This is a genomic window from Niallia sp. FSL W8-0635 (assembly GCF_038007965.1).
Lineage (GTDB): Bacteria > Bacillota > Bacilli > Bacillales > Cytobacillaceae > Niallia.
The window spans coordinates 820,049-833,891 of sequence record NZ_JBBOYD010000001.1; the positions used below are offsets into that span (position 1 = coordinate 820,049).

Below are 13,843 nucleotides of genomic sequence, written 5' to 3' on the forward strand. Positions count from 1 at the left end.
TCCAATAGAATAAAAAGAAGTTTATACATTGTTATTCCCAAAAAAATTTAATCTTTAACATATGGAGGTTTATAGTGACAGAAAGGCAAGAAATGATAAAAAAACAAGTGAATGTAGAGCAATTTAGAGAGGATTTATTAAATTGGTTCGGCGAAGAACAAAGAGATCTTCCATGGAGAAAAGATAAGGATCCATATAAAGTATGGGTTTCTGAAATAATGCTTCAGCAGACAAAGGTTGATACGGTTATTCCTTATTTCAACCGATTTATTTCCCAATTCCCAACAATAGAAGCATTGTCTGAGGCAGAGGAAGAGAAGGTATTAAAGGCTTGGGAAGGCTTAGGTTATTACTCAAGGGCACGAAATTTACATGCTGCTGTTAAAGAAGTCCATGAAAAGTATGATGGTAAAGTGCCAGATTCACCGAAAGAAATTGCAGGTTTAAAAGGAGTCGGTCCATATACAGCGGGAGCGATTTTAAGCATTGCTTATGGTGTTCCAGAGCCTGCTGTTGATGGAAATGTTATGAGGGTCCTATCGAGAATACTTTCGATATGGGAAGATATTGCGAAACCGAAAACAAGAAAAACGTTTGAAGAAGCTGTCCGTGTCCTTATCTCACATGAGAATCCATCTTATTTTAACCAAGCACTGATGGAACTAGGCGCCTTAATTTGTACACCTACTTCACCGTCTTGTTTGCTTTGTCCTGTTAGAGAACATTGCCATGCATTTGAGGAAGGGACAGTAACGGAGCTTCCGATTAAAACGAAAGGCAAGAAGCAAAAGACAATTCAGCTTGCTGCAGTCGTTTTGTCAGATGAGGATGGCAGAACACTAATTCATAAGCGACCTAGCACAGGATTACTTGCGAATCTATGGGAATTTCCGAATATGGAAATCGTTCAAGTATTAAAAAGTGAAAAATTGCAGTTAGAAGAAAAGCTTTTAGAAGACTATCAGGCAATGGTTGAAGTTGGTGAAATGATTACTAGAATTGAACATGTCTTCTCCCATTTAATTTGGAACATCAATGTGTATAGTGGAAAATTGATTGAGCTGAAAGAGGAAAAGGAAGATTTAAGAAGAGTAAATTCGGAAGAAATTGAACCTTTCCCTTTCCCCGTGTCTCATCAAAAAATGCTAAAGTTTATACCGGAACAAGTTAACAAGGGGTGACCGTAGTCGGTTCCCCCTTCTCTTTTAAATCCTAGTCTATTCATAATCGGCTAGGATTTTTTTAACCCGCCTCGATGTTCAATCTCCTCGATTATTTCACGGTGAATACTTACTCCTTCACTATTTAAATAGGGAGTCATTTGCTGCAGGGAATGATGGAAGTGGGCGAGCTCGTTATCCTTCCAATCAGATTTAGCCATCATTGCTAATTCAGTCATATCTCTACCATCATACATGATCTACTACCTTCCTTTACTTAACCCTTGTCTATACCTATTGTGCTAATGTTGATTGCGAACTATGCATCAATAGAGGTAAAATGAAAAGTAAATGGATGGGAAAGGAATTAAAAGAATGACAAACAAAGTAGCATTAATTACAGGTAGCAGTAGAGGAATTGGAAAAGCAACAGCGCTTCGATTAGCAAAAGAAGGCTATGACATCGTTATTAACTATGCAAGAAGCAGAAAAGCAGCTCAAGAAACAGCGGATGAAATTATGGCACTAGGAAGAAAAGTTCTTTTAGTAAAAGCGAATGTAGGGGATGTAGAAAAAATTAAAGCGATGTTCGCAGAAGTGAAAGAAGAATTCGGGCGTCTGGATGTTTTCGTTAATAATGCAGCATCTGGTGTATTAAGACCAATTATGGAATTAGAAGAGTCTCATTGGAATTGGACGATGAATATTAACAGTAAAGCCTTATTATTCTGTGCACAAGAAGCGGCAAAACTAATGGATAAAGGCGGCAAGATTGTAAGCATCAGTTCATTGGGTGCAATTCGCTACTTAGAAAACTATACAACGGTTGGAGTTAGTAAAGCAGCAGTAGAAGCGTTAACTAGATATTTAGCAGTAGAATTAGCTCCGAAAAATATCGTGGTAAATGCCGTTTCTGGTGGAGCTGTTGATACAGAAGCATTAACGCATTTTCCAAATAGAGAAGAATTGCTTCAAGCGGCAGCTGATAAAACACCGGCTGGAAGAATGGTGGAAATGGAAGACCTTGTGAATGCGGTTATGTTTTTAGTAAGTGATGATGCGAGCATGATTCGAGGACAGACTATTATTGTGGATGGCGGTATTTCATTATTAGTATAAGTGAAAAAGGGGGATTTTCCTAATAAGGGAGATTCCCTTTTTTTTGCTTTAGAAAGGAAGAGTGATGGGTTTTATTGGTAATAAAAAACTTTGGATAGAACGGAGATGTCTAGGACAAATTAATATGCGTGGAGGTGATAGTTATGGCAAAAAAAGCTGGTCTTACTCAATCTGGAACTAACATTCAAGAAGTAAAACAACAAAATGCTCAATCTGCTGGCCAAGGTCAATTTGGTACTGAATTTGCAAGCGAAACAAACGCTGCTGAAGTAAAAAAATTCAACCAACAAGCAGAAGCTAAAAAATCTCAAAACTCAAGCAAATAATGCAAACAAAGGGCACTTCACTTACGGGAGAGTGCCCTTTGCTTTTTTTTGCCATTATATATCCGGTAAACAATCTCCTTATAAAAAAAGTTCGACAAAACTTCTTCTTAGTCTACAGAAGTAGTCAAAGGAATAATCATACATACGAAGAAATAGTAAAAGAAAGATTTAAGAGAAATTAAGTGATGCAAAAGGAATAGACCCTAAAAATGAAGAGTAGGATGTGTTTTTTCATGGAAGTATTTAACGGTTTAGTTGGAGAGCAAATGCGAATTATGGAAAAACTACTATATTTACAAGGAGAATTAGAACGGTGCGAAGAAATTGAAACACAATTACAAATACTGCAAAAAGAAACCGAATTAAAAGAAGTGCAATTAGAGATTGGCAAAATGAAAGAAGAGCTAAAACAAATTCAGCAAATCTTTGAAATACAAACAGAAAAAGTCATTCGAGTCTATCAAGAAAATGAGCTGAAATTATCATCTAGCTCATAAAAAATATGGAATATTTTAAACCATTGAGTAATTTCAATGGTTCTTTTGTTTTAAATTTACGACAGAACCGTTATAATAAGAAAAAAGAGGAATCGTACTTTGTTGCCTTTAATGAAATAATGAATCGCTTTAGTATGTAACAGGTTACAAAGCGTCCGTAAATAGAAAGTAGGGGAGAAATAAAAATGGGCGTACCTATCGAGGGTGAACCAATACAAATTCACAGTTATAAACATAATGGGCACATCCATCGAATCTGGGACGAAACACTGATACTTAAAGGGACGCAGAACTTAATAATAGGTGGTAATGATCGTACAATTGTTACAGAATCAGATGGAAGAACGTGGGTAACTCGTGAACCTGCAATCTGTTATTTTCATTCACAACAATGGTTTAATGTCATTGGCATGCTTAGAGAAGATGGCATTCATTATTATTGCAACCTAAGCTCACCGTTTATATATGATGGAGAGGCACTTAAATATATTGATTATGATTTGGACATCAAAATTTTCCCGGATATGACATTTAATTTATTAGATGAAGATGAATATGAACGTCACCGCGAAGAAATGAAATATCCAGATGTCATCGATCACATTTTAAAGTCGCAAGTAAATCAATTAGTACAATGGATAAGACAAAGAAAAGGTCCCTTTGCACCAGATTTTGTTGATTTGTGGTATGAAAGATACTTAACGTACAGAAGTTAATAAGGATGACTGAAAAAAGCATGTTGAATGTCAGCAGGCTTTTTTCTTATGCAATAGCAAGGAATAGTGATAAAATGATTCATTGTGTTGAAGGGTTTACGAGATTAAGGAAGTTTATGGAAAAAAGGAATTATGAGTTTCGATTAATCAAAGCCCGTTCCAGCTATGCAAGCGAGAAAAAGGTAACAGAGAAAGGCTATCAAAGCCCATCCGGCCCTCGATAAGATAAAAAAGGTAACTGACCGTTCATTATTTTTATTTTAAACAAGCTACAAATTTAATGAGCAATTTTACAAAAAGACTGACAAACAAGTTTTCCACCCACCAAAAAAGGAAAAAGAACAAATGCAACATAGAGAGGGGAGTATATGTGGACAGTATTAAAAGATATATGGCCTTTGTAAAGCCTTATCGGTGGCAAATCATTGGCACAATTTTCATCGGCATTGTTAAATTTGCCATCCCGCTATTAATACCATTGCTATTAAAGTACGTAATCGATGATATAATCAATAACCCAGACTTGGCACAGGCGACTAAAATGAGCAATTTATGGACAATTATGATTATCATGACGATTATCTTTATTGTGGTGAGACCACCGATTGAATATTATCGTCAATATTTCGCACAATGGACTTCTAATAAAATTCTATATGATATTAGAGACCAGCTATTTATGCATCTGCAAAAATTAAGTTTAAAGTATTATTCCAACACCCGTGCAGGAGAAGTGATTTCTCGGGTCGTAAATGATGTCGAACAAACGAAGAATTTTATTTTAACAGGCTTAATGAATTTATGGTTAGATGCGGTAACGATTTTGATTACAATTGGCATTATGTTTACCATGAATATTAAGTTAACGTTCGTTTCCATCATTTTATTGCCTTTCTATGCTTTTTCAGTGAGCTATTTCTTTGGAAATTTACGGACACTGACAAGAGAAAGATCACAGGCGCTAGCAGGAGTTCAAAGCTTTTTACATGAACGAGTGCAAGGAATTTCCGTTATTAAGAGCTTTGCTACGGAAGATCATGAACAAAAACATTTTCAAAAATATAATAATGCCTTCTTAGAAAAAGCGGTCAATCATACGAAGTGGAATGCGAAAGCATTTGCGGTTGTTAATACGATTACCGATATTTCTCCATTGTTTGTCATTGCCTATTCAGGCTATCAAGTATTAAATGGCGATTTATCTTTAGGAGCAATGATTGCGTTTTTTGCCTATATTGAAAGATTGTATAATCCGTTAAGAAGATTAGTGAATTCATCAACGACATTAACGCAATCCATCGCATCCATGGATCGGGTGTTTGATTTAATTGATGAAAAATATGATATTCAGGATAAGCCAAATGCTATTCCTTGTGCAAATGTTAAAGGCGACATTGCGTTTGAAGCGGTTGATTTTGCCTATGATACAAAGGATCCGAAAGTATTAGATAATGTTTCCTTACATATTAAGCAAGGAGAGACAATCGCGTTTGTTGGGATGAGCGGTGGCGGAAAATCCTCGTTAATTAGTCTTATTCCAAGATTCTATGATGTGACAGGTGGAAGAATTCTATTAGATGGAAGAGATATAAGAGATTTACAAGCTCGTTCCTTAAGGGATCAAATTGGGATGGTTCTTCAAGAAAATATTCTCTTTAGTGAATCGATTAGAGAAAATATTATGATTGGAAGACCGAATGCGACGGAAGAGGAAGTAATTGCCGCCGCAAAAGCTGCGAATGCCCATGATTTTATTATGCAGCTGCCAGAAGGGTACGAAACGAAAGTAGGAGAAAGAGGCGTGAAATTAAGTGGGGGCCAGAAACAAAGAGTAGCGATTGCTCGCGTATTTTTGAAAAATCCACCTATCTTAATTTTAGACGAGGCAACTTCTGCTCTAGACTTAGAAAGTGAACAATCGATTCAAGAATCATTAGAAGAACTTGCAAAAGACAGAACGACCTTAATTGTCGCCCATCGCCTTTCTACGATTACGCATGCTGATCGAATTATTTTAATCGAACACGGAAAAATCATGGAAGATGGCACACATGATGAGCTAATGAAACTACAAGGTCATTATCATGATCTATTTCAAATACAGCAATTGGGAAATTGAGAATAAAAAGGGATTCAGAAAATTGTTTCTGAATCCCTTTTTTTATTCCTCTATCGTTACTTCTGCCTCATGGTTATGATGAACCTGAATAGATGTAATCAACGTATCAAGATGCTCTACGTTCTCGTCATACTCAATGATAGCGGAGACGATTTGCATCATATGATATTGCTTTAATTCTTCTTCATTTTCGTGCACAGTAGGCTCTGATTCTTTATAGTAATGCATTAATTCTTGGAAAAGCATGTTTCGATCAAGGGAAATGCTGCCTTCTTCAAAAACAACATTTGGCTTTACTTTCCCAATAAATTTAAGCATGACATGTTCGTGATGGTGAATCAGACAATCGAGCTGCTGCTGAATGATATTTTGTAATTTTTCAGGTAAGCTCAATAACTCATTTTCATATCGGTGAATCTTTTTCAATGTTTGAAAAGATTTTTTCAATGTTGCAATCATTTGCCGATAAATAACTAATTTTCTCGTTTTTAATAAGGTTGTTCGTTTAAAGTAATTCCGTTCTTCTTTGTACAGTGTATATAACTGGTCGATTTTCATTAATCGGTCATTCATTTTATCGATATCGTTTTTTAAGTTGCCATGTTCTGATGCATGTCTAATGTTCATGCGAATCCATTTTGTTATTTCCTCGCTCATATCGGAAATTTGATTGTACAATTTATTTTCATACTTAGGTGGTAGAAAAATTAGATTGACGATTGATGCAGATAGAATTCCAAGCATTACGGTGGAGAAACGAATAACCGCAAAGGTGATGAAATCATCTGTAGGTGACTCCATAATGGCAATTAATGTTACTACTGATAAAGTGATCGTCTTTTCTAAGTTTAATTTCAAGTTAATGGTAATAACAATGATTGCTGCAAGTCCAATGATAAAGACGTTGTTTCCAAAGCTCAATACAAAGATGACGGCAATGATGGCGCCGATGATATTCCCTTGTACTTGTTCAATGATAGATAAATAAGAACGATAGACGGTTGGCTGTATGGCAAAAATGGCAGAAATCCCTGCGAAAACAGGAGTTGGTGCATTTAATAGTTGCGCTAGAAATAAAGCTAAAACGATGGCGATTCCTGTTTTCAGAACGCGCGCTCCTAATGTCATATATTGGTGTTCCTTTCATTTGATCTTATAACATATTTTCTTATACCCCTTACTTTTTGCGAAAAACGCGAAAAGTAAACACAATATTGTACTATACAGTGATTAGATGCTAACTTCAATAGACGAATGCCTGATTTTTTCTATTTTCGATGGATTTTAAAAAAATGGACATATTGTTGAGATATTTGAAATGGATTTAAACTATATTAGAGGTGTAAAACGTACTAATGGGGTGGTGATTTACGATTCATCAGGGCGAGCGCTGGGCCGCTTCGACTGAGCCTTCGGGGTCTCAGACTGTCTCACCTTTTCCGCTCCAATCATCTGGAAATAAAAAAAAGGTCCAGAATTCCTCTGAACCTTTTCTCATCCTACTATTTAAAACTTATATTCTTCTTTTAATGTAGCGAATGCCTGATCTACTGCATGTAGAGTTGCTTCGATATCTTCTTCTGTGTGTGCGATGGTAATGAACCATGCTTCGTATTTGGATGGTGCTAGCATAATTCCTTGTTCTACTAATAATTTGAAGAAGCGACCGAACATTTCGCTATCTGTGCTTTCAGCTTGCTTGTAGTTGTATACTTTTTCGGTTGTAAAGAAGACAGTAAGTGCTCCTTTTAGGCGGTTAATTGTGATTGGAACATTGTATTGGGCTGCTGCTTCTAAAATACCTTTTTCCAATAATGCGCCTAATTTATCTAGGTAATCGTATACCCCTTCTTGCTTTAATACTTCTAGACAGGCAATTCCAGCTTGGATGGAGGCTGGATTTCCAGCATGAGTTCCTGCTTGGTATGCTGGTCCAACTGGTGCTACTTGATCCATAATTTCTTTTTTACCACCGTAAGCGCCAATTGGTAGTCCTCCACCAATTACTTTTCCTAAGGCAGTTAAGTCAGGATAAACACCTAATAAATCCTGTGCTCCACCGTAAGTAAAGCGGAAAGCAGTGATTACCTCGTCATAAATAACAAGTGCGCCTGCTTCATGTGTTAGATCATTGATTCCTTGTAAAAATCCCTCAACTGGTTCTACGATACCGAAGTTACCAACGATTGGCTCCACAAGAACAGCAGCTACTTGATCTCCCCATTTATCCAATGCCTCTTTATAAGCATCTAAATCATTGAAAGGAACGGTAATGACGTCTGCTGCAATTACTGCGGGAACACCGGCAGAATCTGGAGTACCAAGGGTAGAAGGACCAGAACCAGCTGCAACTAGCATTGGATCAGAGTGACCATGGTAGCAACCAGCGAATTTAATTACTTTGTTTCTTCCAGTGTAAGCACGAGCAACACGAATAGTTGTCATCACGGCTTCTGTTCCGGAGTTCATAAAACGGATTTTTTCCATAGAAGGAATTGCTTCCTGAAGCATTTTTGCAAATTTTACTTCATGGGGAGTTGGTGTTCCGAATAATAGCCCCGTTTCAGCTGCTCGAGTTACCGCCTTTGTAATATGTGGATGAGCATGTCCAGTCACAATTGGACCGTATGCAGCTAAATAATCGATATATTGATTTCCGTCTACATCAAAGAAGTAAGCGCCTTGCCCTTTTTCCATCACAATCGGTGATCCGCCACCAACAGCTTTGTAAGAGCGAGAAGGACTGTTGACACCTCCGACAATAATCTCTAAAGCTTCTTCATGTAATCGTTCTGAATTGGTATGTAACATATAAACCTCCTATAAATCGTAACATTCTGTATAGAATACCTTCCCTCATTTTAGCACTTTTTGAAAGAAGATAAAGGGAAACAGCTTTTTAACAACAGGTAACTTCGTACGTTCTCAGGTAGGTGTAAATGGATAAACGCATAATTACCTTAGACAAGCATAAATATTAATGATGGAGTATTCATGCCATGCAGCAAGAAAGTAAGGAGGTAAGGGAATGTTTTTTTATGTCTTATTAGCTTTAATCCTTTTTTTTATTGCGATGAGCTTAAGAACATTGTTTGTTCCTTACCGCGTAAAAGAAAAATGGGTATCCTTTGAAAATTTTATGTATTTAATTTTTGTCTACATCACCATTATGATTGGCTTTGGCTTAATCTATACGTTATTCCAAATGAATGGAATTCCTGTTTATAATGATGGACAGACTCCTTCTTTAACCTATGATTTTTTTCATACTTTACACACTAGCATCTATTTTAGCGGTGTAACATTATTCTCTGTAGGTTTTGGAGATTTAATGCCCATTGGCATTGGAAGAATGGTAGTTCTTGTGGAGGCATTGATAGGCTATACGATTCCAGCAGCCTTTGTCGCAAGGGCAGTACTAGATTTGAATAATTAGCAATCTCCTTTTCTTGATTCATCCAAGCAAATTAGGTAGGCTTGGTATATTAAAAGAAAAGGCGGGATACGATGTCGATTCAATTAGGAGAAACAGTGCCAGATTTTGAACTAGAAGCAGATAATGGAGAAAAAATAAAACTGTCTGATTACCGGGGAAAGAATGTTGTCTTATACTTTTATCCAAAAGATATGACACCTGGATGTACAACAGAAGCTTGTGACTTCCGCGATAACCATGGTGATTTCGAAGGGCTTAATACAGTAGTACTAGGTGTCAGCCCAGATCCGATTTCAAGACACAAGAAGTTTATCGAAAAGCACGAGCTACCATTTCCATTACTATCCGATGAAAATCATGAAGTAGCGGAAAGCTTTGATGTCTGGAAGTTAAAAAAGAATTTCGGAAAAGAGTATATGGGGATTGAAAGATCCACCTTTTTGATTGATAAAGAAGGCAAGCTTGCTAAAGAATGGCGTAAAGTCAAAGTGGCAGGCCATGTAGAGGAAATAAAGCAAGCATTACAAAAAATCGAAGCCTAATTTTTATGCTAGGGACTTTTGTCCACTCATTAAGAAGCGATAAGCATATTGTATAGTGAGCATATACCTCCTCATATATATGTCGGTGGCCAGCGAAGCGTTCGTTGGTCTTTTTTTCAGCAAATGGATAAAATTTCTGGTGAAAAATAGTAGGCTACATGCATATAATGAAAGTGTATTATCAATAACATTCCATCATTAACTATTACCTAATAGTCGGTATTGTTAAATAATCATTATCATTGTTGTTTTAACGGTTTATTCGTCTATAAACGGCGTTATTACAGTAACTGTATTGACAAAACCCTCCTATTATTAGTACACTATTTATAAACATTATAAAATAAGAATATCTTTTAGAAATGGGGTGCATGTCCGTGGAACATAACGAGCATAATGAGTTACAGGAAGCTCTTGATAAGCTGAAGGAAACAGGAGTGCGCATTACCCCGCAGCGTCATGCGATACTTGAATATTTAATAAGCTCAATGTCACATCCGACTGCCGATGAAATTTATAAAGCACTTGAAGGTAAATTCCCAAATATGAGTGTAGCCACTGTTTATAATAATTTAAGAGTTTTTCGCGAAGTAAATTTAGTAAAGGAACTGACATATGGAGATTCTTCCAGTCGGTTTGATTTCATTACTTCACACCATTATCATATTATCTGTAAAGAGTGTGGCAAAATAGTTGATTTCCATTATCCAGGATTGGATGAGGTAGAACAATTTGCCAGCCATGTTTCAGGATTTAAAATCAGTCATCACCGTCTAGAAATTTACGGTACTTGTCCTGATTGTGCTAAAAAAGAAGCGCACTAATGTAAGGAATAGAAGAGGTCGTCTTTTTAAGATTAGCTTTTGCACAAATATGCGAAGGTTAATCTTAAAAAGATACCTCTTTTTTCTGTTTTGTTAAGAAGGTTCATTCATTATGCTGGGATAATAGATGGATGAATACCGAGAAAAAAGTAATTCTATTTTTAAACAAGTTGTAGTAAGATTTCATGTATGCCATGGAAATAGGGCAGGAATTTAATAGAAAATGTCGAAATAATACGAAACGAATAAAATTTATTCATGGAGATGGAGGAATAACGATGGAAGATATTCTTCGTCCTATATATCAAGAACGAGCTAGCCAGACAAATACATTGGGCGTATTAATCATTGATAAAAAACAAAATGAAATGACCGTGACAGATACTTTTGATACTGTGATGCTTATTATTGTAAAAGAAGCAGAACAGCCTGTTTTTATAAAGCACTATACTTATGCGGAAAAGAAAGCAGCTTTACATATTGTCACAGAACAACAATTAAGAAATTGGATTTTATTGGGGAATAATAAAAGAATATTTGAATGGATATACAATGGAAGAGTTGTTTTTGATCGAAACGAATATATCTATCAACTCAAAAATGAGTTAAAGGAATTTCCTGTTAACGAAAGAAAACAAAAGATGGCGTTAGAATTCGCTAAGCTTATTAAACGATATATGGATGGGAAAGCTTTCTTTGAAAATAAGCATTATCTTGACGCTTATAATGATATTGTTCATTCCCTACATCATTTAGCACGTTTAGCTGTGATTGAAAATGGATTCCATCCAGAAGTAACTGTTTGGAGCCAAGTAAAACAAATAGAGCCGGAAATCTATAAATTATATGTAGAGCTAGTAAATAGTGATGAGCCGATTGAAAAAAGGCTTGAGTTATTATTCTTAGCAAGTGAATTCTTAATTCATTCCAGAATGAGAACTAGTACAAGCTATATTCTTGATGTTTTAAAAGAGAAGGAAGCTTGGACATTTAATGATTTATTAGAAAAAGAAGAATTGCTTATTTATGCAGTTGATCTTGGGATGCTTTTAGAATATTTGATCGATAAACATTTAATAGAGGTAGTTAATGTTTCAACGAAAAGTCCCGGCGTTTATCATCGATATTATAAGGTTTTAGAAAAAAACTAAAAAAGTTTTAAAAAAGTATTGACCATTATGTTGGAATAATGTTATATTTATATCCGTCGCTGAAACAACACGAAATGTTGAAGTAAACGACGGGAAAAGTTTTTTTGAAAAACTATTGACAGTGAATGTTGATAGATGCTATATTAGGAAAGTCGCTTCTTGAGTGACTAACTAAATTGCTCTTTGAAAACTGAACGAACAAACGTCAACAATATTCGTTTTATAACTAACGTTATAGAATGACAACAAGTAACAAAAAGCTAGAGTTTAGCAATGAGCTAATCAACTCTTTATTGGAGAGTTTGATCCTGGCTCAGGACGAACGCTGGCGGCGTGCCTAATACATGCAAGTCGAGCGGACTTTAAAAGCTTGCTTTTAAAGTTAGCGGCGGACGGGTGAGTAACACGTGGGCAACCTGCCTGTAAGACTGGGATAACTTCGGGAAACCGGAGCTAATACCGGATAATCCTTTTCCACTCATGTGGAAAAGCTGAAAGACGGTTTACGCTGTCACTTACAGATGGGCCCGCGGCGCATTAGCTAGTTGGTGAGGTAACGGCTCACCAAGGCAACGATGCGTAGCCGACCTGAGAGGGTGATCGGCCACACTGGGACTGAGACACGGCCCAGACTCCTACGGGAGGCAGCAGTAGGGAATCTTCCGCAATGGACGAAAGTCTGACGGAGCAACGCCGCGTGAGTGATGAAGGTTTTCGGATCGTAAAACTCTGTTGTTAGGGAAGAACAAGTACAAGAGTAACTGCTTGTACCTTGACGGTACCTAACCAGAAAGCCACGGCTAACTACGTGCCAGCAGCCGCGGTAATACGTAGGTGGCAAGCGTTGTCCGGAATTATTGGGCGTAAAGCGCGCGCAGGCGGTCCTTTAAGTCTGATGTGAAAGCCCACGGCTCAACCGTGGAGGGTCATTGGAAACTGGGGGACTTGAGTGCAGAAGAGAAGAGTGGAATTCCACGTGTAGCGGTGAAATGCGTAGAGATGTGGAGGAACACCAGTGGCGAAGGCGACTCTTTGGTCTGTAACTGACGCTGAGGCGCGAAAGCGTGGGGAGCAAACAGGATTAGATACCCTGGTAGTCCACGCCGTAAACGATGAGTGCTAAGTGTTAGAGGGTTTCCGCCCTTTAGTGCTGCAGCAAACGCATTAAGCACTCCGCCTGGGGAGTACGGCCGCAAGGCTGAAACTCAAAGGAATTGACGGGGGCCCGCACAAGCGGTGGAGCATGTGGTTTAATTCGAAGCAACGCGAAGAACCTTACCAGGTCTTGACATCCTCTGACACTCCTAGAGATAGGACGTTCCCCTTCGGGGGACAGAGTGACAGGTGGTGCATGGTTGTCGTCAGCTCGTGTCGTGAGATGTTGGGTTAAGTCCCGCAACGAGCGCAACCCTTGATCTTAGTTGCCAGCATTAAGTTGGGCACTCTAAGGTGACTGCCGGTGACAAACCGGAGGAAGGTGGGGATGACGTCAAATCATCATGCCCCTTATGACCTGGGCTACACACGTGCTACAATGGATGGTACAAAGGGCAGCAAAACCGCGAGGTCGAGCAAATCCCATAAAACCATTCTCAGTTCGGATTGTAGGCTGCAACTCGCCTACATGAAGCTGGAATCGCTAGTAATCGCGGATCAGCATGCCGCGGTGAATACGTTCCCGGGCCTTGTACACACCGCCCGTCACACCACGAGAGTTTGTAACACCCGAAGTCGGTGGGGTAACCGTAAGGAGCCAGCCGCCTAAGGTGGGATAGATGATTGGGGTGAAGTCGTAACAAGGTAGCCGTATCGGAAGGTGCGGCTGGATCACCTCCTTTCTAAGGAAAATGGAATTTACATTCCATCAAAGATTGTTGACGATTTGTTGTTCAGTTTTGAGGGAGCAATTCCTCAAAATAGTAATAAGTTTGAGGGTAAAGAGAAACGAGTAGA

14 protein-coding genes and 1 rRNA gene are annotated in these 13,843 nt (G+C 37.9%); 12 read left to right on the forward strand and 3 right to left on the reverse strand.

Annotation, left to right across the window (positions count from 1 at the left end):
* Nucleotides 1-92: 92 nt before the first annotated feature.
* On the forward strand, nt 93-1,181 hold the full coding sequence (gene mutY / locus NYE52_RS04020) for an A/G-specific adenine glycosylase (protein WP_341195106.1): 1,089 nt from the start codon (nt 93-95) through the stop codon (nt 1,179-1,181).
* A gap of 50 nt (nt 1,182-1,231) precedes the next feature.
* Here the strand turns inward: mutY and NYE52_RS04025 are convergent, their stop codons facing one another.
* Nucleotides 1,232-1,417, reverse strand: coding sequence for a hypothetical protein (locus NYE52_RS04025; RefSeq protein WP_341191888.1), 186 nt, complete (start codon nt 1,415-1,417; stop codon nt 1,232-1,234).
* A gap of 118 nt (nt 1,418-1,535) precedes the next feature.
* On the opposite strand from NYE52_RS04025, the gene fabL reads away from it, so the two are divergent.
* From fabL to NYE52_RS04055, 6 genes are all read left to right on the forward strand, one after another.
* The gene (fabL, locus tag NYE52_RS04030; protein ID WP_341191889.1) at nt 1,536-2,279 is read left to right on the forward strand and encodes an enoyl-[acyl-carrier-protein] reductase FabL; all 744 of its coding nucleotides are present in this window, start codon (nt 1,536-1,538) and stop codon (nt 2,277-2,279) included.
* Between the two features lie 143 nt (nt 2,280-2,422).
* Entirely contained in the window at nt 2,423-2,605 is a 183-nt protein-coding gene (locus NYE52_RS04035) for a gamma-type small acid-soluble spore protein (RefSeq protein WP_341191890.1), read from the forward strand.
* A 233-nt stretch (nt 2,606-2,838) separates the two neighbouring features.
* Nucleotides 2,839-3,102 (forward strand): YgaB family protein, encoded by a 264-nt coding sequence (locus tag NYE52_RS04040; RefSeq protein ID WP_341191891.1) that lies wholly within the window; start codon nt 2,839-2,841, stop codon nt 3,100-3,102.
* A gap of 185 nt (nt 3,103-3,287) precedes the next feature.
* Nucleotides 3,288-3,818, forward strand: coding sequence for a nucleoside tri-diphosphate phosphatase (gene ntdP, locus NYE52_RS04045; RefSeq protein ID WP_341191892.1), 531 nt, complete (start codon nt 3,288-3,290; stop codon nt 3,816-3,818).
* Between the two features lie 5 nt (nt 3,819-3,823).
* Nucleotides 3,824-4,042 (forward strand): hypothetical protein, encoded by a 219-nt coding sequence (locus NYE52_RS04050; RefSeq protein WP_341191893.1) that lies wholly within the window; start codon nt 3,824-3,826, stop codon nt 4,040-4,042.
* A 146-nt stretch (nt 4,043-4,188) separates the two neighbouring features.
* Nucleotides 4,189-5,937: an ABC transporter ATP-binding protein gene (locus NYE52_RS04055; RefSeq protein ID WP_341191894.1), complete on the forward strand. Its 1,749-nt coding sequence runs from the start codon at nt 4,189-4,191 to the stop codon at nt 5,935-5,937.
* Between the two features lie 42 nt (nt 5,938-5,979).
* On the opposite strand, the gene NYE52_RS04060 is transcribed toward NYE52_RS04055, so the two are convergent.
* Together NYE52_RS04060 and NYE52_RS04065 are read right to left on the reverse strand one after the other, a co-directional pair.
* Nucleotides 5,980-7,065, reverse strand: a complete 1,086-nt coding sequence (locus tag NYE52_RS04060; protein ID WP_341191895.1) for an FUSC family protein — start codon at nt 7,063-7,065, stop codon at nt 5,980-5,982.
* Between the two features lie 378 nt (nt 7,066-7,443).
* On the reverse strand, nt 7,444-8,748 hold the full coding sequence (locus NYE52_RS04065; RefSeq protein ID WP_341191896.1) for a glutamate-1-semialdehyde 2,1-aminomutase: 1,305 nt from the start codon (nt 8,746-8,748) through the stop codon (nt 7,444-7,446).
* A gap of 217 nt (nt 8,749-8,965) precedes the next feature.
* Between NYE52_RS04065 and NYE52_RS04070 the strand changes: the two genes are divergently transcribed.
* From NYE52_RS04070 to NYE52_RS04090, 5 genes are all read left to right on the forward strand, one after another.
* Nucleotides 8,966-9,373, forward strand: coding sequence for an ion channel (locus NYE52_RS04070; protein WP_341191897.1), 408 nt, complete (start codon nt 8,966-8,968; stop codon nt 9,371-9,373).
* A gap of 71 nt (nt 9,374-9,444) precedes the next feature.
* On the forward strand, nt 9,445-9,915 hold the full coding sequence (gene bcp, locus NYE52_RS04075) for a thioredoxin-dependent thiol peroxidase (RefSeq protein ID WP_341191898.1): 471 nt from the start codon (nt 9,445-9,447) through the stop codon (nt 9,913-9,915).
* 371 nt (nt 9,916-10,286) lie between these two features.
* Entirely contained in the window at nt 10,287-10,739 is a 453-nt protein-coding gene (perR, locus tag NYE52_RS04080; protein ID WP_341195107.1) for a peroxide-responsive transcriptional repressor PerR, read from the forward strand.
* 278 nt (nt 10,740-11,017) lie between these two features.
* Nucleotides 11,018-11,890, forward strand: coding sequence for a nucleotidyltransferase-like protein (locus NYE52_RS04085; protein WP_341191899.1), 873 nt, complete (start codon nt 11,018-11,020; stop codon nt 11,888-11,890).
* A gap of 290 nt (nt 11,891-12,180) precedes the next feature.
* Nucleotides 12,181-13,728 (forward strand): 16S ribosomal RNA (locus tag NYE52_RS04090).
* The last annotated feature ends 115 nt before the right edge of the window (nt 13,729-13,843 follow it).

Bases quoted from the DNA above. Each gene is read 5' to 3' on its own strand.
- mutY (WP_341195106.1), top strand. From the start codon at position 93: ATGATAAAAAAACAAGTGAATGTAGAGCAATTTAGAGAGGATTTATTA.
- NYE52_RS04025 (WP_341191888.1), bottom strand. From the start codon at position 1,417: ATGTATGATGGTAGAGATATGACTGAATTAGCAATGATGGCTAAATCT.
- fabL (WP_341191889.1), top strand. From the start codon at position 1,536: ATGACAAACAAAGTAGCATTAATTACAGGTAGCAGTAGAGGAATTGGA.
- NYE52_RS04035 (WP_341191890.1), top strand. From the start codon at position 2,423: ATGGCAAAAAAAGCTGGTCTTACTCAATCTGGAACTAACATTCAAGAA.
- NYE52_RS04040 (WP_341191891.1), top strand. From the start codon at position 2,839: ATGGAAGTATTTAACGGTTTAGTTGGAGAGCAAATGCGAATTATGGAA.
- ntdP (WP_341191892.1), top strand. From the start codon at position 3,288: ATGGGCGTACCTATCGAGGGTGAACCAATACAAATTCACAGTTATAAA.
- NYE52_RS04050 (WP_341191893.1), top strand. From the start codon at position 3,824: ATGACTGAAAAAAGCATGTTGAATGTCAGCAGGCTTTTTTCTTATGCA.
- NYE52_RS04060 (WP_341191895.1), bottom strand. From the start codon at position 7,065: ATGACATTAGGAGCGCGCGTTCTGAAAACAGGAATCGCCATCGTTTTA.
- NYE52_RS04065 (WP_341191896.1), bottom strand. From the start codon at position 8,748: ATGTTACATACCAATTCAGAACGATTACATGAAGAAGCTTTAGAGATT.
- NYE52_RS04070 (WP_341191897.1), top strand. From the start codon at position 8,966: ATGTTTTTTTATGTCTTATTAGCTTTAATCCTTTTTTTTATTGCGATG.
- bcp (WP_341191898.1), top strand. From the start codon at position 9,445: ATGTCGATTCAATTAGGAGAAACAGTGCCAGATTTTGAACTAGAAGCA.
- perR (WP_341195107.1), top strand. From the start codon at position 10,287: ATGTCCGTGGAACATAACGAGCATAATGAGTTACAGGAAGCTCTTGAT.
- NYE52_RS04085 (WP_341191899.1), top strand. From the start codon at position 11,018: ATGGAAGATATTCTTCGTCCTATATATCAAGAACGAGCTAGCCAGACA.